The organism is Vibrio artabrorum, assembly GCF_024347295.1.
In the GTDB taxonomy this organism is placed as follows: domain Bacteria; phylum Pseudomonadota; class Gammaproteobacteria; order Enterobacterales; family Vibrionaceae; genus Vibrio; species Vibrio artabrorum.
Genome location: NZ_AP025458.1, coordinates 1551919 through 1572723, shown reverse-complemented (window position 1 = coordinate 1572723; position 20805 = coordinate 1551919). Strand labels below are relative to the sequence as shown.

Annotated in this window: 20 protein-coding genes; 5 read left to right on the top strand and 15 right to left on the bottom strand. The window is 44.6% G+C overall.

Annotated features, from left to right (window positions below; genetic code table 11):
* Positions 1–60: 60 nt before the first annotated feature.
* Positions 61–618, bottom strand: a complete 558-nt coding sequence (locus OCU36_RS07070; RefSeq protein WP_261837367.1) for an iron transporter — start codon at positions 616–618, stop codon at positions 61–63.
* 644 nt (positions 619–1262) lie between these two features.
* On the opposite strand from OCU36_RS07070, the gene artP reads away from it, so the two are divergent.
* The 5 genes from artP (at position 1263) to OCU36_RS07045 (ending at position 4523) form a co-directional block, all read left to right on the top strand.
* Positions 1263–1991, top strand: a complete 729-nt coding sequence (gene artP, locus OCU36_RS07065) for an arginine ABC transporter ATP-binding protein ArtP (RefSeq protein WP_290334871.1) — start codon at positions 1263–1265, stop codon at positions 1989–1991.
* 85 nt (positions 1992–2076) lie between these two features.
* Positions 2077–2808, top strand: coding sequence for an arginine ABC transporter substrate-binding protein (locus OCU36_RS07060; protein ID WP_261837365.1), 732 nt, complete (start codon positions 2077–2079; stop codon positions 2806–2808).
* A gap of 1 nt (position 2809) precedes the next feature.
* Positions 2810–3496: an arginine ABC transporter permease ArtQ gene (artQ, locus tag OCU36_RS07055; RefSeq protein WP_261837364.1), complete on the top strand. Its 687-nt coding sequence runs from the start codon at positions 2810–2812 to the stop codon at positions 3494–3496.
* Positions 3493–4161 carry an arginine ABC transporter permease ArtM gene (artM, locus tag OCU36_RS07050; protein ID WP_261837363.1) on the top strand — a complete coding sequence of 223 codons (669 nt, stop codon included), beginning with the start codon at positions 3493–3495 and terminating at the stop codon, positions 4159–4161. Before artQ ends, artM begins: the two co-directional genes overlap by 4 nt.
* 137 nt (positions 4162–4298) lie before the next feature.
* Positions 4299–4523, top strand: coding sequence for a hypothetical protein (locus OCU36_RS07045; RefSeq protein ID WP_261837362.1), 225 nt, complete (start codon positions 4299–4301; stop codon positions 4521–4523).
* Positions 4524–4697: 174 nt separating this feature from the next.
* Here OCU36_RS07045 and OCU36_RS07040 read toward each other — a convergent pair whose 3' ends face one another.
* The 14 genes from OCU36_RS07040 to OCU36_RS06975 all read right to left on the bottom strand — a co-directional run bounded on the left by OCU36_RS07040 (position 4698) and on the right by OCU36_RS06975 (position 20551).
* A complete protein-coding gene (locus tag OCU36_RS07040; protein ID WP_261839705.1) occupies positions 4698–5357 on the bottom strand; it encodes a sugar transferase in 660 nt (219 codons plus the stop codon).
* A gap of 9 nt (positions 5358–5366) precedes the next feature.
* Positions 5367–6554, bottom strand: a complete 1188-nt coding sequence (locus OCU36_RS07035; RefSeq protein WP_261837361.1) for a glycosyltransferase family 2 protein — start codon at positions 6552–6554, stop codon at positions 5367–5369.
* Positions 6551–7651: a glycosyltransferase gene (locus tag OCU36_RS07030; protein WP_261839704.1), complete on the bottom strand. Its 1101-nt coding sequence runs from the start codon at positions 7649–7651 to the stop codon at positions 6551–6553. Before OCU36_RS07030 ends, OCU36_RS07035 begins: the two co-directional genes overlap by 4 nt.
* A 277-nt stretch (positions 7652–7928) precedes the next feature.
* On the bottom strand, positions 7929–9353 hold the full coding sequence (locus tag OCU36_RS07025) for a GumC family protein (RefSeq protein WP_261837360.1): 1425 nt from the start codon (positions 9351–9353) through the stop codon (positions 7929–7931).
* On the bottom strand, positions 9350–10468 hold the full coding sequence (locus OCU36_RS07020; protein ID WP_261837359.1) for a glycosyltransferase: 1119 nt from the start codon (positions 10466–10468) through the stop codon (positions 9350–9352). Before OCU36_RS07020 ends, OCU36_RS07025 begins: the two co-directional genes overlap by 4 nt.
* Positions 10461–11246 carry an acyltransferase gene (locus tag OCU36_RS07015; protein ID WP_261837358.1) on the bottom strand — a complete coding sequence of 262 codons (786 nt, stop codon included), beginning with the start codon at positions 11244–11246 and terminating at the stop codon, positions 10461–10463. Before OCU36_RS07015 ends, OCU36_RS07020 begins: the two co-directional genes overlap by 8 nt.
* A 93-nt stretch (positions 11247–11339) precedes the next feature.
* A complete protein-coding gene (locus OCU36_RS07010) occupies positions 11340–12716 on the bottom strand; it encodes an O-antigen ligase family protein (RefSeq protein ID WP_261837357.1) in 1377 nt (458 codons plus the stop codon).
* Between the two features lie 243 nt (positions 12717–12959).
* Entirely contained in the window at positions 12960–14072 is a 1113-nt protein-coding gene (locus OCU36_RS07005; protein ID WP_261837356.1) for a glycosyltransferase family 4 protein, read from the bottom strand.
* Positions 14053–15573, bottom strand: a complete 1521-nt coding sequence (locus OCU36_RS07000) for a sigma-54-dependent transcriptional regulator (protein WP_261837355.1) — start codon at positions 15571–15573, stop codon at positions 14053–14055. Before OCU36_RS07000 ends, OCU36_RS07005 begins: the two co-directional genes overlap by 20 nt.
* A gap of 220 nt (positions 15574–15793) precedes the next feature.
* Positions 15794–16198, bottom strand: a complete 405-nt coding sequence (locus OCU36_RS06995) for an Hpt domain-containing protein (RefSeq protein ID WP_261837354.1) — start codon at positions 16196–16198, stop codon at positions 15794–15796.
* A 339-nt stretch (positions 16199–16537) separates the two neighbouring features.
* Positions 16538–17227: a P-loop NTPase family protein gene (locus OCU36_RS06990; RefSeq protein WP_261837353.1), complete on the bottom strand. Its 690-nt coding sequence runs from the start codon at positions 17225–17227 to the stop codon at positions 16538–16540.
* Complete coding sequence (locus OCU36_RS06985; RefSeq protein WP_261837352.1) at positions 17227–19326, bottom strand: SLBB domain-containing protein; 2100 nt, start codon at positions 19324–19326, stop codon at positions 17227–17229. The genes OCU36_RS06990 and OCU36_RS06985 overlap by 1 nt, the downstream gene beginning before the upstream one ends.
* On the bottom strand, positions 19323–20159 hold the full coding sequence (locus OCU36_RS06980; protein WP_261837351.1) for an OmpA family protein: 837 nt from the start codon (positions 20157–20159) through the stop codon (positions 19323–19325). The genes OCU36_RS06985 and OCU36_RS06980 overlap by 4 nt, the downstream gene beginning before the upstream one ends.
* 62 nt (positions 20160–20221) lie before the next feature.
* Positions 20222–20551, bottom strand: coding sequence for an STAS domain-containing protein (locus tag OCU36_RS06975; protein WP_261839659.1), 330 nt, complete (start codon positions 20549–20551; stop codon positions 20222–20224).
* Positions 20552–20805: the final 254 nt, after the last annotated feature.

Genomic DNA, 20805 nt, shown 5'->3' with positions numbered 1-20805 from the left:
TTAGTATCAGTGTATTAAGTATAGAAAAGGGAACCATAAGATCCCCTAGAATAGATAATCTTAGTAACTGCCTTTTCGGCCGACACCGGCATAGTTAAACTCCCAAGACACGTCAAATGGTTTAAACCATGGTGCGACACCTGTTTCTTTATCTATATGACGCCCAAACGGTGCGTTCTGGTTATAGGAAGGCGGATAGATAGTAAAAGTAACTTTATATTTACCATGGCCATTGAGTTTAATGTTCTTACCGTAGTGAGGTCCGTCACTCGCCACCATTGGCATGAATTCGCCTGTTTGTACGGTGGTATCATCCCCCAGTTTATTGATGGAATATTTTATCGTGAGATAGGGCATCCAAGCTCCTTCAGCAAAACCATTTGAGTTTTCTTCTACTGCGTGAATATCGGCCTCTAAATGCACATCAGAATCTTGAGATGACACACTATGTCCATTTTCCATGCCTTGGGAATCCATCGTGATAGATTGGAGATAGACTCCTTGTATTTCCATTCCATTCTTAATCACAGGTTGACCAACAGGGTATTCTTGAGCAAGCACAGCACCTGAAAATAGTGCAAGGGATGTTGTCGTCAAAATAAGTGGCGTTAATTTCATTATTCAAGATTCCATATTCAGTAGTGTTAATGATAACTATAATCATTAACACTACTGAATCAAGTCGGCCCGTTTGCTTTTTATGGAAACTAATTAACAGCTATTGGTGGTTTACTATTGGTTTTGGATGCTTGCTTTTGGAAGGCACCGTTACTCTCATCAGTAATCGCTGAACAAGCATCGTTGACGCGAAGCAATCTTTACGAATAACAATACATTGATGCATTAATTGCAGCGTGACGCTCTATAGGAAGTTCAATATACAAAATCGCTTTTAATACTAATGGAATAGATCCCAAACGTTCAAAAGAGAAATTACGCACTCTCAGCGTGTTAAGTTGGTGCTTTAAATTGGCGAGTCACTTCCTTTTTATGCATATGGATGAGCGTTTGCTAGTGCATAAATTGGGCGTTGGTCAATGTGTCTTTAATGTGTGAATTCATAGGTAAACGTTTGCTTGTTGTCTATAGCTCTTTTTTATCAGTGACTTGCAATTTTTGATGTAAGACCAGTTATTGCGGCTGTTTTTTGTGCAATATTTATTACATAAATTCAACAAATTAGTTTTTTATACATTTATCTTGCATAAACTTTCAACTTGAATAGAATAACCAACAAATGACAATTAATGCAGTATTGTGGCATGAGTATTCAAGTAAAGAGCATCAATAAATCATACGGTGATACCCAAGTTCTTCACGACATCAGTTTTAACTGTGAGAGTGGCGAAACCTTGGTGTTGCTTGGTCCTAGTGGTGCAGGCAAGAGTTCACTGCTGCGTGTTTTGAACCTATTGGAAATTGCGGATAACGGTGAATTGGATATTGCGAACGAGCAATTCGATTTTTCAAGCCCAATTAAAGAGAAGCAGGGTCTTAAACTCCGTCGCAAAGTTGGCATGGTGTTCCAGCAATACAACTTATGGCCACATATGACGGTGATGGAAAACTTGATTGAAGCCCCAACAAAAGTAGCGGGTTTGGATAAGCAAGAAGCGATTAAGCAAGCTCAAGACGTACTTAAGACTCTTCAACTTGCCGACAAAGCAGACGCTTGGCCACTTCAACTGTCTGGCGGACAACAACAGCGTGTTGCTATTGCGCGTGCATTAATGATGAAACCGGATGTGTTGTTGTTTGATGAGCCAACAGCGGCGCTTGATCCTGAGATCACCAATCAAGTTGTTAGCATCATTAAAGATTTGAGCGGTACGGGTATCACTCAAGTGGTTGTGACGCACGAAGTGGATTTCGCGAAGAAGATTGCTAGCCACGTTCTGTACCTAGAGAAAGGGTACATCGTTGAACACGGCACCCGCGATTCATTCGTTAATCCTAAGACACCTGAGTTTGCTGAGTATCTGACTCACTAGATTTAGTTAAACACAACATCGATTAAAACAACCAAATTATAAGAATGGCCACAGGCCGCTATCACACTGTATTCGGAGTAACAAAATGAAAAAGATTCTACTAGCTTCACTTATTGGATTGATGTCAGCGAACGCGGCGGCTCAAGAAGAAATTAAATTTGCAATGGAAGCGACTTACGCACCATTTGAGTTCATGGACGAGAACAATCAAATCCAAGGTTTTGACGTTGATTTAGCAAGCGCGCTATGTGAAGAGATGAAAGTGACTTGTACTTTCCACAATCAAGCATTCGATAGCTTGATCCCTGCGCTGAAATTTAAGCGTTACGATGCGGCCATCTCGGGAATTGATATCACTAACGCGCGTCTTCAACAAGTGAGCTTTTCGAACGCTTATTACGACAATGCTGCCGCTTTCATCTCAATCGAAGGTAAAGTTGCAGACCAAGCGTCACTTAACGGTAAGCGCGTTGGTGTACAGAACGGTTCGACTCACCAAAGTTACATAATTGAACAAATGAAGGGCGTAACGGCAGTGCCTTACTCAAGCTACCAAGATGCCTTTATTGATATGAAAAATGGTCGTATCGATGCGGTATTCGGTGATACTGCTGTTGTGGCGGAATGGTTCAAGAAGCAAGACAATCTAACGTACGTTGGCAAGCAAATCACCAATCCAGAATACTTTGGTAACGGGTTCGGTATTGCTGTCAATAAGAGTAACCCAGAGTTAGTGAAACAGTTGAATACTGCGCTTGCGACGGTAAAAGCAAACGGCGAATACGATAAGATCTTCAATAAGTACTTTGGTAAGTAATATGCAGTTAACGGGTTACTCTTTAGGACTCGTCGAAGCAAGCTGGATGACCGTTCAGCTTGCGTTCGTTAGTCTATTGGTTGGATTGGTGTTAGCTGTCCTATTTGCGGGTGGTGAAATGTCTCGCCACATTGCGATCAAATGGCCGACGACCATGTTCGTGACTATCGTTCGTGGGCTACCCGAAATTTTGGTTGTATTGTTTATCTACTTTGGCTCGACACAAGTACTGTTTATGCTCACGGGGGACTTTGTTGAAGTCAGCCCGTTCATATCGGGTGTTATTGCCTTATCTCTTATTTTCGCTTCTTACGCTTCGCAAACCATTCGTGGTGCATTAAAAGCCGTAAGTAGAGGGCAGAGAGAAGCCGCGACGGCTTTAGGTATTCCTCAATCGTACGCTTTTTTCAGAATTGTATTGCCGCAAGCCGTAAGACACGCGCTACCCGGTTTGACCAATCAATGGTTAGTGCTACTTAAAGATACGGCACTGGTTTCACTGATTGGTGTAACCGATCTATTGAAACAAGCGCAATTAACATCGGCAGCCACCCATGAGGCGTTTACATGGTACGCAACAGCCGCCGCTATCTACTTAGTCATCACGTTAATTACCCAAAAATTGGTTAAAGTGATTGACGGTAAGTTCTCAATTCAAGGTTTGGGTAATAAAGGGGCGATGGCATGAATCAACAATATCTCTCTCAAATGCTTGACGGTTTAGCGACCAGTCTTCAACTGACCGGAGCATCTCTCATTGTCGGTTGTATCTTGTCTTTGTTGATGACGGTCACTCTGATATTAAGACTGCCCGCGATACATTGGTTGACCCGTGGCATCATCACCTTATTCACTGGCACACCGTTATTGGTGCAGATCTTCTTGGTGTATTACGGTCCTGGTCAATTTGATTGGATTCGTGAAAGCTTTCTATGGGCTTGGTTAAGCCAACCTTGGTTCTGTGCAATGTTAGCCTTAGCACTGAATACCGCTGCATACAGTACGCTGTTATTCAAGGGCGCATTCAACGCGATTCCATCCGGACAATGGGAAGCCTGCCGCGCGCTGGGTATGGACAAAGTCGCCACGCTGAAAGTGTTATTGCCTTATGCGCTGCGTCGTGCAGTTCCCGCTTATTCGAACGAAGTGATTCTCGTGTTTAAAGGTACGTCACTGGCCAGTACCATCACCATCATGGATCTGATGGGCTATGCTCAACGGATTAACGGCCAAACTTACGACACACTGACCGTGTTCGGGATTGCCGGTGCATTCTACCTAGCGGTTAATGGTTTACTGACGCTGATCTTCCGTCAGGTAGAGAAGAAAGCACTCGCGTTCGAAGTGGCGTAATACTGCGAGTGATTTGAAAATCTTAATAAACCTGCAATTTATGTGCGCATACATTGCAGGTTTTTGTGTTTTTGGTGATAGGATAAAAACCGATAACCAACTCATACTTAATCGTGAGCTATCCAGGAGAACATACGGTGCGCGAACCAGTACAACCGAAACAACGTAATCAGCTTTCCCGTTATGTGGTGATATTTATAACCGTTGTGTTTGCGACTTTGATGAAGCAAACGTTAGAAAGTCGTTTCCCTGATTTACAAGCGTTGTCATTCTTGATGGATTTAGGGTTATACCTACTGTTATTTATTCCGTTCTACTTTTTGATGTCAAAGGTTGCGGATTGGTTTATCGCTCGTCAATAACGAACGCTCTCAACGCTTACTGAAATACCGCCGAAAATATCGGCGGTATTTTTTATTGGCCATGCGAGTGAATGTTCGAAGTATCACCAAGATGCACGCTAGCGCTTTAACGCTTTACCCTGACTTGACTGCAAAGCGATCTCGGTTTCGTTCCATCGGCGACGTGATCTTACATTAGCGTCCACGCCCATCGACCATGACCGCAATCGTTTTGGTTATAATGCTTAGGTCCGCGGTAATCCATGATTTCATAGAGCAAAGGCTTAATGCATAACTGTGGTCGAAACCGACTTTACGACGTACATCATCAATACAGGTGTCGTAACCTTGATTCACTTGTGCAAGCCCTGTAATACCAGGCATAACCCCATAGGTGCGGTCAGCAAAGTAAGGAATTTCATTTTCTAATTTGCTGTAAAACGTTGGGCGCTCAGGGCGAGGGCCGATCAAAGACATGTCACCTTTTAGTACATTGAACAGTTGTGGGAGTTCATCAAGTCGTGTTTTTCGCAAAAAGCGACCAACCGGTGTGATTCGTGGATCATTTTTCGTCGCCCACACCGCACCAGAACGCGCTTCAGCGTCTTCATACATACTGCGGAACTTCATGATTTCGAAGATCTCCATCTTGTCCGGCGTTGATTTTCCAACGCGAAGTTGGCGATAGAGGATCGGGCCACGAGACGTTAATGCGATGGCCAGCGCGATAAATGGAAACACCGGAGACAAGATCACAATCGCCAATAGAGAGCAGACAACATCGAACGTGCGTTTCGCGCGGGAGATCTTGCTTTGGTATAAGTTTTGATTTGAAGTTTGGTTAATGTTCATGATGGTGAGTCCTTAACGATTCGAGCGAGTCCAAGGGATGTTTTCAAATCCCAGTAGGTAACGTATGCCACCAATGAAGTTGGCATAATGACCAATGATTAAATAGGAGATTAACGAAATAGGCTTATTGATTAGGTATTGAGGCATGATGCAACCACACACGGCTATGCTATAAACCGCAACTTGTGTCCAAAGCAAGATCTCGAACGCTAAGTGTTCTTTCAAAAGAATGGAACAAACAAGACACACAATCATTAAGTAGGGGGTTAACAGCCTTAAGCCTTTTCCTGAGAAGAAAGCAAAAGCGATGCCTTTAAATTTAGGGTTGAATAGCCCAAATAGTCGAATCGCTTGCTGCATGTTGCCAGCAGAAATTCTTAAGCGGCGTTTGAAATCGCTTTTTAGGTTTGACGCCTCAAGTTCTAACGCCACCATCTGTGTTTCGTATTCAGCGATGTAACCTTGTTTGACGATCTGCATGGGTAAAATGAAGTCATCATTGATGGTGTTCAGGGGCAGTGGGGTAAACAGTGCTGTTCTGAACAGATAGAACGCACCGTGAGAACCTAAACTGGAACCCAATGACGCTTCACACTGCTTTACTGCTGTTTGATATTGCCAATAGGTATTTTCTCCCTCGTTTCCTGTTGGGCAGAGTTGATAAGCGGCATTGACAACACCTACCGTGTCTCTTTCAAAGTGAGCGGCTGCAATTAACAGTGCATCTAATGAAATCAGGGCTGAAACATCACTAAGTGCCGTAACATCGCTAGAGATACGGGCCATTTCGTCATTGAGCACGGCAACCTTGCCCCTATTTTGCGCATAATCGTGTATCTCAAAGTGAATATCGCTACAGATAGCTTCTTGAATGGTCATTTGAGCGATCTCTACTGTGTTGTCGGTGCAACCGTCACAGGCCAAAATGACATGCAGTTTTTTCTTTGGGTAATTCAGAGCCGAGAGGTTGCGTATCTTGTCAGCAATCCATTGCTCTTCGTTAAACGCAGGGACAAGGATAGAGATAGTGGGTAGGGTGCAATCTTGTTGTTCGGCTTTATAGCAACGAGCGCTTTCGCGCACGGTACTCGTTGGGTGGCGTTTTGCATACCAACGTAACAATAAAGGGTACGCTGCGTGATGATAAACAATCAAAGCGCCCGACAATAAACAGAGACCAGCAAGTATCCAATCGATCATACGTACGCTCCTTCAGAAATGTCGTTGTATGAGGCAACCATTTTTACAATATCGAAGTTTTCCAGCACGTAAGTACGAGGAGAGGAAGAGTCTTGATGTTGTTTTTCTAGCAAGGCGCTAGCCAACCCGGTGATACTGCCGTTTTTGACGAGTGTTCCACTGACTGGGCATAAGGTTTCATCGACAGCACCAACGTCCATCGCGACGGTTGGAATATTGCACGCTTGAGCTTCAAGTGTTGAAAGAGGTAACCCTTCGTGGCGCGAAGGTAGGCAGAAGGTATCTAACGCTCCGTAAAACGTGGTCATGTCTTCAACGAGGCCAAGAAAGATGACTCGGTCACTCAAATGCAAGCGGCGAGTCAATTGTTCGAGTTGATTGCGTTTGCTACCGCTGCCAGCCAATGCGACAACCATGTTTTCAGGTAGCAGAGTCAGTGCTTTAATGAGTTGGTCTTGGCCCTTCACATGCTCGAGTCGGCCTGCACAACCGATGATGTGTTTGTCTGTCGGCAGGTTTAGATTTGCTCTCGCATGGTCTTTCGACATTGGCTGAAATTTTTCACAATCCACGCCATTTTTGATGGTAATGATGTTTTTGTATGAAAAAGCACAACGCAGTTGATTGTAAACTCGAGTCGCATCGGCAACTAACGTGGGTTGAGCAGCCTTTAGAGCAAGCGCTTGTAAGCGACGACGTTTGCTGTTGTTGAGATGCCAAGCGTCATGTTCGGTATGGATTCGAGTTGGCACCCCCGTTACGCGAGCGGCATAGCCAGCGTAGAGCAGCGGACCAATATGATGGGTATGAACCACATCCGGTTGAACCCCCTGAAACGCTTTGATCAATTTGAGAATGATATTGAATTGTACGCCAGGAGCTTTATTCAAAAACACAATTTGGTTTTGGAAAGGTTCTAGCCTAGGCCAGTTTTTAATCGCCTGTTGCTTTGTTCCCTCTAAGCTCACGATCAATACTTGATCGCTAGGTTTAGCAAGACGAAGTAAGTCTAAGGTGAGTGTCTCTAGACCGCCGGGTGCAAGATGCTGAACAACATGTATGACCTTTTTTCTATGTGTTGTGAGTTGGTTTTCCATCATGTTCTCCCTGAGATAAAACGCTCGTCGTTGTTTTACTTTTTTCTTCTAGTCACATGTTTGCACGAGTTATGCCAACTAATTAAGTGTTACTTATCAGTAATTTATGGATTTTTAAACGTTCTCTTGGGGACATTCTCAAAATGGGAGTCAAATAGAAATGATGGGGGAAATTAAGCCGCTAAAGCGTCGCTTTCATTGGACACACGCCGAAAGACGCTGCTTCAGAGTAAAACACCAGCACTAGGCTGGTGTCTTGGTTAAAAATGAAATCGGATTAGCTCATTTTTGGAATGACGGTAATCACGGGTACGCCTAAGATATCTTCGATTTCGTCTTTGCGTTTGATTGAAGAGTCGAACAATTCCAATAACACCGCTAAACCTATGCCTAAACCAACCCCAGCGACCAAACCGGCAAGAATAAAGACGACAGTCGGCATGTTTGATTTGATACTCGGTGTAAAGGGTAAATCAATAATTTTAACTCGCTTGTTTTGTTCGAATACACCAAGCGATCCCGTTAGTTGAGCCATTTCATAACGCTCGGTCAGCTCATCGGATAGCTGACGTTTGATTTCAACTTGACGTTTAAGGCGGAACATCTCTTTTGCATTTTCACCAAAGTTGTTTGCTTTGTTTTCCAATTCGAAAATCATAGTACGAAGGCTTTTTGTCTCTTCACTTAAAGACTCAAAGCGTGCACGAACCAGTTGTAAGCTGTGCAGTTGAGTGACTAAAAGAGGTTGAGTATCTGAAAGTTTGTTCAATGTTGTGCTACTTGCAATATCCCAAAGTTGGTCGCTGTTCATCGTTGGCTGGGTTACCTCAAGCAAACTCTTTCTCTCATTTTCGAGTCTGTCTAGTTCTCGAACTCTAGCTTGTACAGCACTGTGTTTGTTTGTGTATTTGGCTTGAAGTAGGGTGAGTTCACTGCGGATATCGATGATCTGGTCTTCTAATCGGCCAATGACTGGATTGGTTTTTGAAAGTTGTTGATCGATTGACCCTAAGCTTTTTTCGACACCAGATAACTCGGCTTCTTTTTCCGCCAGTGTTTGCTTAAGTGAAGCTAAGCGATTTAAACTTTGACTTTGAACTTCAGGTGTCGACTGCATGTTTTCGTTCATGTACAAAGCTAACGCTTCTTCCGCTTCTTCTAGTTCTGCCCTCCGCTTGTCGATATGAATTTTCAAGAAGTCGCTTGAGTCTGCAATCGACGAACGTTCCGGCGCGAGCAACTGTTCAATGAAATGTTCACTCACTGAGCGAAGCGTGGCTTCCATTCCTGTTGGCGTGTTGGACGTTAAGCTAATTTTTAGAAAGTCTTTTCCGAGTTGAGTCACCGATAAACGCTCAGACAAGTCGGTGATGATCTCTTGCTTCTTAACCTCGGGCATATCAGGTATAGTTAATTGCAGCTCATCAGCGACTGAATAAAGCACATGACGGCTATGAAGCAGTGTACGAAGCGCACTGATCCTATCTTTTAGCATGGTTGAAACAGCGATGTCTTCCAAGAAAGGGTTCATTTTCGCCGTTTCTTGGATCAACATACTGGTATGCGCGTCATATTTAGTCGGCGCCAACTTGCTCACACCAAAGCCTACAAATGGCAAAATAAGCATTGGTAGAGCGATAACGTAGCGTTGACGCCACATCGCATTGATGATGACTAGTAACCGCAATTTCAGATTATTCATAATAATTCCAACATCCAATGCACGAAGTTACCACGGTTCTGCCAGCTGTCTTGTTCGACGACAGAAATCGATGAATTGCTCAGTTGGCGCGCATGGTTAAGCGCCCAAATCATTTGGTTTGCACTGCTGACAGTCGTGACGTGCTTTTGATAGGGAGCCAAAGCCGGAAAAGGCGTTGTAATAATGGGTGTGCCTGCCGCAAGGTATTCCATTAGCTTGAGCGGACTACACGCTCGGATCTGTTCGTTATCAACAAATGGCAATAGACTGACATCCCAGTGTTGAGAATAGCTTGGCAATGAGTGATGTGGACGAGGGCCAAGGTAATGGACGTTACTCAACTTAGGCAGCATGAATGTATCAAGCTCGTTTGGGCCAATAAAAACAAAATCCCATTCCGGCATCGCATTCGCAACGTGATCAATCATTTCATAATCAAGCCATTGAGAAAGGCTGCCATAAAAACCAGCAATAGGGCGATGGTGACTGGGTAAATCTTTTGCTCTTGGTGTCGGTGTCGAAAATAGGTTTACGTCAACACCGTGTGGCAGTAAGTGTGCTTTATGCTTTGGAAATTTATCCATCAGCTTGTTACTAGCCGCGAATATGAGCGTCGCTTTATCGATCAACTCAGACTCGTGTTGCGCTACCGTGTCATGATCAACCCCAGCTAAAGCGCTGAAATCATCGCCACAGTAATAAACCACTGAGGATTCACCTAAGTGTCCGCATAAATCAGCAGCGGTCGGAAGGGAAGTCCAGAGAATAGGCGCATTGAGATTTAGTTCCGCTATAACCGGTTTTAATTGACGTAACATCATTTGCTGAGCCAGTTTGCGAGATAATTTAGAAGCGGGCGCAGGAATGGTCTTCAAGTTAACGATGGTAATGTTGTCGAGCCCGTCAGAGTCGAGCAGGTTTTGAGTGACGGCTTTGGTTTTGCCAAACAACTTATTGAACGCACGAGCCGCATCTTTAACACTCAATCGTGGTTGTCTAAGGCCAATGGAATTGACCCAAAGTACTTTATGTTTTTTAGCAAGGTGACGCACTAAGTGTTGGGTTGAAGAGGGAAGCCCACCGAAGTCTTCACCAAATACGATCAAATCACGCATGGTCACCTCCATGAGTTTCCAATGAATCAAATACATCCGACTCTGTGACTTCCACGGATTTGATGTGACCCACCACTCGAGCCGGATTACCCGCTGCAATAGAAAACGGTGCTATGTTTTTGGTTACAACGCTGCCTGCGGCAATCACGGCGCCTTCGCCGATGGTTACCCCGCCTTTAACCGTGACGTTGGTGCCTAACCAAACATCTTGCTCAAGAATGATGTCACCGATTTGCTGAGGGTCATCGCCTTCACCTGCCGCTCTGCGTTTTGCGTCAAGCGGGTGTCCAGAATAACCAAATAGGAAAGCGCCCCCTGCGATGCGTACATTATCGGAGATAACGACTTTACCTCCAACGGCAATAGTCGATTGCCAACCGATGTCGACATTGTTACCAATCGACAGTAATGGATGCTCTAAGCCGTCGAGAGGTTGTGTACAGCCTGAAAATGTCGTGTGTCCCGAGATGCGGCAGTTGTCGCCAATCGTAATTTGTAGCGGGCCACTGACAAAAGGAAGACCACCATACAGGTACAAGCGTTTGCCACATTGGGCCACACGACCTTTGAAAGCCGGCGTCCAGTAGAAGAACCGTGTAAAACCAGAAACCAAATTCACCACAAGCTTGTGCACTTGATATAGGCAGCGATTAAGGACTTGAGGGGTTGGCAGCTCTGCGCTTCTGATATTTTTTAAAATGAAAAACACATTCCGAATTCGAGAGTTAGGATGAAACTTAAGCCAATGTTTGAATTGATGGATGGATGCTGACGTCATAATGAAATTCCTTCTCTGTTGTTATACAGATCTACTTTCATATTGCGTGCCAGTAAGTAAACTTATTATATTCAATGACTTAAAAAATGGTTTTTAGATTTTCTCATTTTGACAGGCAGTTTGAGATACGTTTGAAACGCAAACTGTGAGTGCTGCAAGGATATAAATTGGCCAGTTGAAGCCTTGAGTCAAAAATGTCCCCGACACGATGGTGCCAATCAGACCTGCATAGATCGCGTAGGCGACCGCGTTTAGTTCAGGCGCGATTTGTGTGGTCGTGTTTGTTAGCCTCGTTAGGGTTGCGCGAGCGGTTTTGATCAAAGAAACAATAAGGCAGACAAAAATGATCAAACCAATAAATCCGGTCTCTGCCAATACACCAAACCAAGTGCTGTGAACGGCGTGATTCAGTCCGTCCCAGTGTGAGCTATAAAAGAAGTAGTTTGAGAAGAAGTTGTTCAGCCCGACGCCAGTTAATGGGTTTTCTATGGCCATTTTTACAGCCGCTTCCCATGCATAAATGCGCCCCATGGCCGATTCATCGATACCTTGTTCAGCAGCACCACCTGAAGCTCTGTCTGATATTCCGGCGACCAAATAGAGTACCACGGCGGCGATAGTGCCTACCGAGATTAAGAGAACTTTAGAACGAACTAATTTCCATGCAAAAATACCAATAACCGCAATACACCCCAGTAATCCGCCTCGACTTTGAGTGGCGATAATGGCGGCCAACAATAAAATGCAAATTAGTGCACTTATTATCCGTTTAAAATAGCTGATACCAGGCGTCGTGGTTTGACTAATCGCAAAGGCGAGTGGGAAAAGTAACACCAAAGCGAGGTCGTTTGGGTCCCCCAGCATCGAACCAAAATCGCGGCCAATCGTCACGCGTGAGCCCTCGACAAGCCCAATACCATTGATTGAGTTGTACACCGCAATAGCACTGACTAATGCGCCCGCGTAGATAATCGTCATCGCGGTTTTTGCGAGATTTTCCGTGGTGTTAACTAGCCATGTAATCGCCAGCGTCATGACGATGATTTTCCAATAAACGCCTTTGAATTCAGCAAGTGCTATGGGTCTGTTAGACGCGAAGATAATACCAATGAATACCAAGACCCAAAATATGGCGAGCCAATGTAAACAAGGGTGCCAGAAGATTTTAAGCTCTTTACTGATGAATGCATGCCAAAGCAGAGCTGACAGCGCACCTAATGAGAGCATCAGCGGTATTTTTAACGAATAAAGCTGAGGTATGGCTTCGTGAATTCGGAAAAATGAAAAAACAACGAACAGTAGCACTAGCCAGAATGTCTTGTTTAACACGAATAACCCGGCCAATGGCACAAGAGCGAGCGCCACAATGACAACAGGATGCGGCACAAAGTACCAAACAACACCAAGCCCAACACACAAGGTGCTGATCGTGATGATGACTGGTAATCTGTTGGCTTCAGGGTTGACCATTGTGACCTCTATTGGCAAATAAACGCTTTATGACTCGCTCGCAATCTTTTAAGACGTCGTTACGCCTGATGTTAAAGATTGCAAAGTGAGTGCCAGTTATGCATTTTGTTTAACTGACTGATTTACTGTTGGATTATTAAAAGAGGTTTTAGCCTTGGGTGAATTTTGGCATTTTGAGAATCACTATAACACTGACGGGAACGGCTAAATTATCAAGTTAAAATAATCAGTTATTGACTAAGGCTAGGATTCACGGTCGAGTTGATAGATTTCCAACAACTGCGGCACAACCGCTTGTGGCGAGTATTGGTTTTTGACGGTTTTTATCGCGTTACTCTTGAGAGAGTCACGTTGCTCGTTCGACAATGACATCCACACAGATAAAAACTGTGCTAGCTCGGCTTCTGTATTCGCGAGGTAGCCGTTAACTTGGTGATCGATGAGCTGAGGCAAGTTACCAACCGAGGTGGCGAGGACGGGAATGCCGCGAATCATGGCTTCTAATGCCGCCATAGGTAAGCCTTCGAAGCGGGAAGGGATGATTAACAGATCGATTTGGCTCCAGACGTCGTCCATATTGGTCTGATGCCCATGAAAGATAACATTATCAGATGGTGATTTAACTAACGCTCCCATTTCAGGCCCATCACCAAAAAGTTCAAACTGAACATCGGCAAACTGTTTAGCCAATGCTACAAATCTGTCCGGCGCTTTTTCATGGCTTAATCGTCCCACAAAACCAACATGGAATGGACTGGATGAAGAGACGTTTGTTAATCCGATGGGCACTTTTACAAAATTATTCAATTGATGGGTTTTACTCGGTACTTTCGCTTTAATCTTCTCACTGACCACAAGCGACTGATCTGAAAGGAAGCTGCTGTAACGGTCGAGCCAGTCATACACCCATACTTTGCCTGTTGGCGTTTCACCTGCGTGATAAGTAGTGATTTGTTTGGTGTGATTTAAACGCGGTGAGAGCTTGATTAGCTTACTGACCAAACTGGCTTTGTAACCATGAGCGTGTATAAGCCTTGGCTGATAATGTTCAACCGCACGTTTAAGCTGCACGGCACTATTGACGTTTGAACCACCAGAGCATGAAGCTAAATCGGAGAGGTAACTAAAAGGGATGTTCAGCGCATGCAATTTTTCAACGATGATCGGCTCAGGGGTAAATTTCGTTAAAAGAACGACTCGAATAGCCTCTGAATACAGAGCACTTTCCGATCTCAGGCCTTGTGCTAACTCTAAAACATGCGTTTCTATACCTCCAAAAGTTTGGCTGTCGATTAACAGCCAAATCTCATGAAGGTTTATGTTGAGCACACCTTGATTAGGCTTGATTGTACTCATCTTCCGATTCCCAAGCCTGTTTCTTACGATAAACAGTAGAAGGGCTCAGTTCTAACAATACAGCCGCGTTTAACACATTTCCATCGCAATGGTTGATGGCGTGTTGAATGGCTTCGCGTTCTATTTGCCACATTGGACGAATCGCCCCATCGCTGGTTGTCAAGGGAGGAGTGATAGGGGCTTGCTGAGCCGGGCTATGCGGACGGCTCTCGTGTTCGAGCTCTTCCGGAGTTAAGGGGGGCAACTTCGCTTCTGGAATCGCGGTAGGTTGGGGCACGGTTTCCGATGTTATATTCCGTATTGGGCTAACACGATTCGGTGTGGCGATGTCTGTTTTGTTGATTGGTGGCGGCACCATCTCTTTCGTCATTGTGGTTTCATTGTTTAACACCACTATATTTCTAATGACGTTTTGTAATTGGCGCACGTTGCCAGGCCACGGGTAACGTCTAAACAGTGTCTGTGTCTCTTTATCGATTGACTTGAATTTCTTCTTATCTTGTTTCGCGTACAGTTTCAAAAAGTGGTTAGCCAAGGTGACGATGTCACTTCCACGCTCTCTGAGTGGTGGCATCTCGATAGGCACGACATGGACACGATAATAAAGATCTTCTCGGAACCGACCTTCTTCCACTTCAACTAAGGGATCGCGGTTGGTCGCACAAATAATTCTGACATCTACTTTAATTTCTCGGTTACCGCCGAGTGGGGTGAAGGTGCCTGTCTGTAAGAATCGCAGAAGCTTTTTCTGCATCTCTAGCTCCATTTCACAAAGCTCATCGAGAAATAAGGTACCACCATGCGCCTGCATTGCTGAACCTTTTCGGTCGGTCGTGGCGCCCGTAAAGGCACCTTTAACGTGGCCGAAGATTTCACTTTCCATTAGATCTCGAGGGATAGCACCACAGTTAATCGCAACGAACGGTTTATCACGGCGTTGACTTTCTCTGTGTATCGCTTCCGCGCAGACTTCTTTACCGGTTCCACTTTCACCATTGATAAAAACACTGGCCGTCGTTGGGGCGACAGAATCAATGATCTTGTAAACCGCCTGCATGGGTAGGCAAGAGCCGATGAAATTATGAAAGCGATCACGATCGAACTTGCTTTGCATGTCATCGACCAGGTTTTCAAGTTTTGCTCTTTTTAGATGCAAGCTAACAGAGGTTTTGAGTCGATCCGCTTGAATCGGTTTCTCTAAGAAATCTTCCGCACCACGTTGGATAAGGTCGACCGCAATGTTTACGGAGCCATGAGCAGTGGCGATAATGACTGCCGTTGGAATATCGTTGTCACTGATCCAATCCAAAACCTCTTCACCCGGCATATCGGGCAGTTTTAAATCTAGGATAACGAGTTGTGGGCTGTGCCTTTCTATAAATGTCTTGGCTTCCGCGCCAGTTTCAACGTGGAAAATATCGTAGGGTTCGTCTTTGACGTACTGTTTGTAAAGTACGGCAAGGGAGGTGGAGTCTTCAACTAACAATACTTTAGGACGCATTGTACAATTCCTTTTGAAACATTATCCTAACTAACCAATAACATAGTGATTTGTAACCATCAATACGAGTCGTGTGTATTTGTTATCTACCGCATGGAATCTTTTAACAAGCAGCCGATATCAGTTGTCACGGTGGTGATCATGATGAACGTATCGTAATAACGACTGTGTTGAGTTTTTATCTGATACTGATACTGATACTGATGATGAACCTCCAAAGTTAACTGAAGCCGACCTCGTTCCTTTCAAGCAAGGCTTTGATCGAACGCTCTGCGAGTTCCAGTAATTCATCAACTCGTTGAAATGCGGCATCATGGCTCTGTTCTAAACATTGCTTTTCCAGAGCTCGAGATAACTCCCCCAAAGGGCGATTCCCTAATGAAAGCGCTGCACTGCCAAGGGTGTGGACCTCGAACTCAAGAGTCTGGGCGTCTTTCTGAGCGGCTGCCTGTTTGATGGCGACCAAGCGTGTTTGTGATTCTTCAACATAATGGCCAATCAAAATTGGGATGATGTCCGTACTGGTATCACGAATTATTTGCTCTAGAATACGTTCGTCGACAAGCTCATGATTTGCGGGTCTACCTGTATTTTCTGGTGTTTGTGGCGCTACCGTTGGATTCATTCACAGACGTCCTTTTGTTAAGTTGCCATTCAAACTATCTTATTGAGTTTAATCGCCTAACTACTATTAAGTTTTAGTCATTTTCTAGAACAATTTCAACTGCTTGCCATAAAATATGGCATCACAAGCTATAGAGTCAGGGGGGATGTTTATCGCCCCCAATACGTAACAGTATGATTTAATGGTTTTTTTTATATGGATCTAGGTGTTTAACTAGAGGGCTTGGGTTAAATAAAGCAGAGTTAGCTCAACACCTTGAACAAACGACTGCTGCAATGAAGCTCAACGGGTTAGGTCGCTGTCCGGTTTTAATGACAGCAATAAAGTTGCAAAACAGAGTTACATAGGCAGGTTTAAAAACTCGTTTTGATACAGTTTATTTGCCAAGCTATCACGAAGCTTGACCGGTATGAATTTCATTCGATTGATTTGTCTTACCAATTCTTGTGCAAAGCTCGGTGTTTGTTTCATATTCATTACACAGCCCATTAATGAAATGTTTTGAGCATCGAGAAGTTTCTTTGCTTGCTCTAAATGATGCGTTGAAGTTTCACCATAGGCGACAACGATTAGAGCACCGTCGCAAGCACTGGCAACCGATTGAGCCGGAATGTTTCTCTTATTAATATTAAGCAGTGGTGATGTATCAATGACGACACGGTCGTATTTGCTTAACCACTGCGTGACGGCTTTTTTCAGTGTCGCGGGGTCTTTATAAGCGAGCTGAGTCGATGCGATTTGTGGAGCAGGGACACCAATGAACATGCGCTGAGTTTCAACATGCTCTATCAATTGAGCTTGTTGATTGTCTTCTAGCATATTCAGATCTTTGAAGGCAGGGTTGAATAAGTTGAGATCAACATACAGCGTTGAGTGGCCCGCAAGAAGAAAGCGCTCGGCTAATGCCGTTGCAACAGATGTTACGCCGTCACCTGAGTGACAGGCGGTTACGCATATTGATTTTTGGCCATTAAGTTCTGAAGCTAAATACAGTTGCTCGACTTCGGTATGGGTCGCTGAGATAGTCATTATAGCGCTCCTATTAACAAGATGGTGGTCGTAATACGTAGGATGTCATCTAAGCCAACACGTGCTTTTTCGATAAAGCTTTCACGACGGTCTGGGATGTAAATCGTATCGCCGGCACGTAATACCGGAAGGTTGTAAATGTTCGCGGTTTTACTGAACTCAATAAGGTCAAAAGTTCGTGCTTGGCCTTGGCAGCATGACATGTTCACTATGGTAATTTTCTCTACGTAAGCATTGTCAGTAGGGCCAGCGGCTTCCGCTAAAATATCAAGAATCGTCATATTGTCGTTGAACACATAACGCCCCGGATTATTGATGGCGCCAAGCACTCGAACGGTCTCTTCTTTCGGTCTATCTAACCAGTTTTTCCCTTTCTCTGGGATATAAATCGTGTCGCCGGTGGTGACGTTTGGCAGTAACGATTCATCACCGGTTTCAAAGTACAGCGATAGGTTCAGTTTACTGACTTGTGAATAGGTTTTGTCACGGTGTGTGACGCGAACGTTGTGGATGTCAGCATCTTTTGTGGGACCGTCAGCCGCAGACAATATGTCTAAGAAATGCATGTCTTTGGTGAAGCGGTAACGACCGGGAGCATTCACTTGTCCAAAGATATAAATTGAAGCGTCTGAACTTTGACGAACCCATTGCGACTTATTGTCTGAAGGATCTTGTGGTAAGTCATGAACTCGGACGATTGATCCTGCTTGAATATTGGGCATTTGGTCTCGTGGAGCGCCGTTTTGGATAAACTCATCAAGGTTAAATACGACTAACTTTCTTCCCGTCACCACTTCAATTTTCGATGTGTCAGCGCGTAGCGTAGGGCCACCAACGTGTGCCAACAAACCCATGAAGTTCATTTCATCTGACCATTCGATACGACCTGGACGATTCACTTCACCAATCACGTTAACCGCTCTGTCTGGTGTGATTTTCAACCAAGATTTCTCGTTCATGTCTGTTTTTTCAGGAACGAAAATCGCATCACCGGCTTGGATGGTCGGTGGCGCAGAGTTAGCGAGCCCTTCGGTATAGGCTGCTAAGTCAAATTTAAGCACCCGACCGTTGGACTTAATCACGCGAATTTGACGCGATTCTGCGAAGCGCGTTGGGCCGCCAGCGTTGGCAAGAATGTCCATAAACGTTGCCCCTTTTTTGCCTTCAAAGGCTCCTGGTGCAGCAACTTCACCCATGACATAGACTGTATTGGCGCCCGATTTGATCTCTTCTTCTTGTTTCGGTACAAAAATCGTTGAGCCCGGGCGAAGCACTGGCAGCATACTTTCATCGCCAGAATCTAAATAGCGTTTTAAATTAAACAGAGTCGGCGTATTGTTTGAGATCACACGGATTTGCTCGACACCCGCATAACGAGTGACACCACCAGAACGCATTAATACATCCACTAAATCTGAATTTTCTTTGTAAGTAAAAGAGCCCGGAGCGTTAACCTCACCAAATACTTTGATGGAATTTCGAGAATCAGCACTGTCACCGGAGTTCGCCAACTTCGCGGCATCAAACTCTTGTTCAATGTTTCCGACGAGTGGAGAAGCCGGAACAAACAGAGAATCAAGTGATTGAAGGGTTGGAAGGGTGGATTCATCCCCCGAATCAAGAAAACGTTTATAGTTGAATTCCGTTCGAACATCACCGCGCTTTAAGATAAGTTTGTCTAATTGTGCGCCCGGACGTAGACCGCCGGCCGCATACAGCGCCATTTGAATGCTAGAGCCGAGTGACAGCGTGTATTCGCCGGGTTGTTCCACATAACCTTGGACTGAGATGATGACTTGCTGCTCTTTTACATAAATGGAGGCGTTTGAGAGATCTTTATAAGCGGTTGCCAGTGATTCTAGAACGACTTTGTTAAGTTGGTCACTGTCATAACCTGCAACAAACACCGCGCCGACCTCAGGGAGGGTGATTCGGCCACGTTTATCGACTTGGAACCCTGTGTTTAAAGTACTTTCTCCGGGGACGTTGACTTGAATAAGGTCACCGACTTGAACGGCATCTGAAAACTCGTCACTAGCATTCGCAACATTCAAAAAGCATAACGATAGGGTGATGATAAAAGTGAATAAGGCTTTCATAGTCCACCTCCCATTTTCTCCGCATTCTTAGGCGAGACAACTTCGATACTCACTCGGCGGTTGGTCAAGCGTGTGCCGTCAGATTCACCTTCAAAAAGAGGGACGGTTTCACCAACAGAGACGGCTTTGATTCGCTGAGCACTTAAACCAAAGATAGTCAGATAACGTTCAACTTGCTTCGCTCGTCCTAGTGCTAACTTATCGTTATATTCTTCGGTACCTGTCGCATCGGCATGGCCGGTAACGATAAGATCGAGAGATTTATGTTGTTTCAGTAGGCTGGTTGCTTCCGCGAGTCTTCCCATGTACTTCGGGTTGACTTCAATCGAATTTTCAGCAAATTGGTTGTCAACATTAAGCAGGTCATACAACTGTTCGATAACCGACAATTGCATTCTGAATTGGGTTTCATTTTTGGGTGGCTCACAGCGGGCTTGAGCGGTGACAAAGTCCAGTTTGACTTCCAGTTGATTTAAGCGTTTTCTTTGAATAATAAGGTCGTTGGCTGCATCGAGAAGCAGGCCGCCTTGCAGTTCACGAGCAATACGATTTTGCTTTTCTATCGCTTGGACAACTGCCGCGGGAAAGCACCAACGCGCCCCTTCCTGAATTAAGGCATCAAGATGCAACTTAGTGAGCTGCCAATCAAAACGCAATCCATGTTCTGGACCAAGAGGTTCGTCTGGCATGACAGGAGAGAAATCGGAGTTTTGATCATTGATAGAATCATAACTTTCAGCTAATCCCCCTGTGCCTTGCTCTGGGTAGCTAGTACAGCCACCCAGAACGAGAGCGGACAGAGAAAGCGCTATGTAGTTTTTCAGTATTTTCATGCCAACGTCCCATGTTGCTAATTTTTATTATTATTTTTTGTTACTTCTAGCTTAGTGGATCTTCATGAATTTGTAGGATTTTTTGAGTTAACAGGGATCGCGTGATCGATACGTAGCAGGTTCATTATTTCTAGCGGCTGACCTGAGACATTTTCTAAACGCATGTTTCTTTCTCGCTCGGTAAGACGTTTGAACATGTAAACAATGGCTCCTACGCCAGAGGAATCAAGGAACTGAACTTGGCTGAAATCCACTTCAATCTCTGGATGTCCATCATTAGAAATTACGTCATCAATATCGATTTGTGCATCGCGGCTACCCGCGGCGTCTAAATCACCAAAAATCGAAAGAGTCAGTGTCGTTGTGTTTAAGTCAATTTTACGTAGTTCCATAATGTTATCTCCTTGAAGGTATGCAGTAACAAGAGCACGTAATGTGCCAGTTTTTATGTTGTTATTTTTCAATTAGTTAATGAGGTGGGTTTGTTGATTTTCATATTGAGAGGGGCATTTTCTCATTCTGAGAACGACATATGAGGTGAGTTATGAGATCGATAACTCATTTGTGGGGTGAATGAAACGGTGCGTTAAATAAGGTTGCTGTTTGAGTCGCATCTTTAATGAAATGCCGCCATCCGTGACGAAAT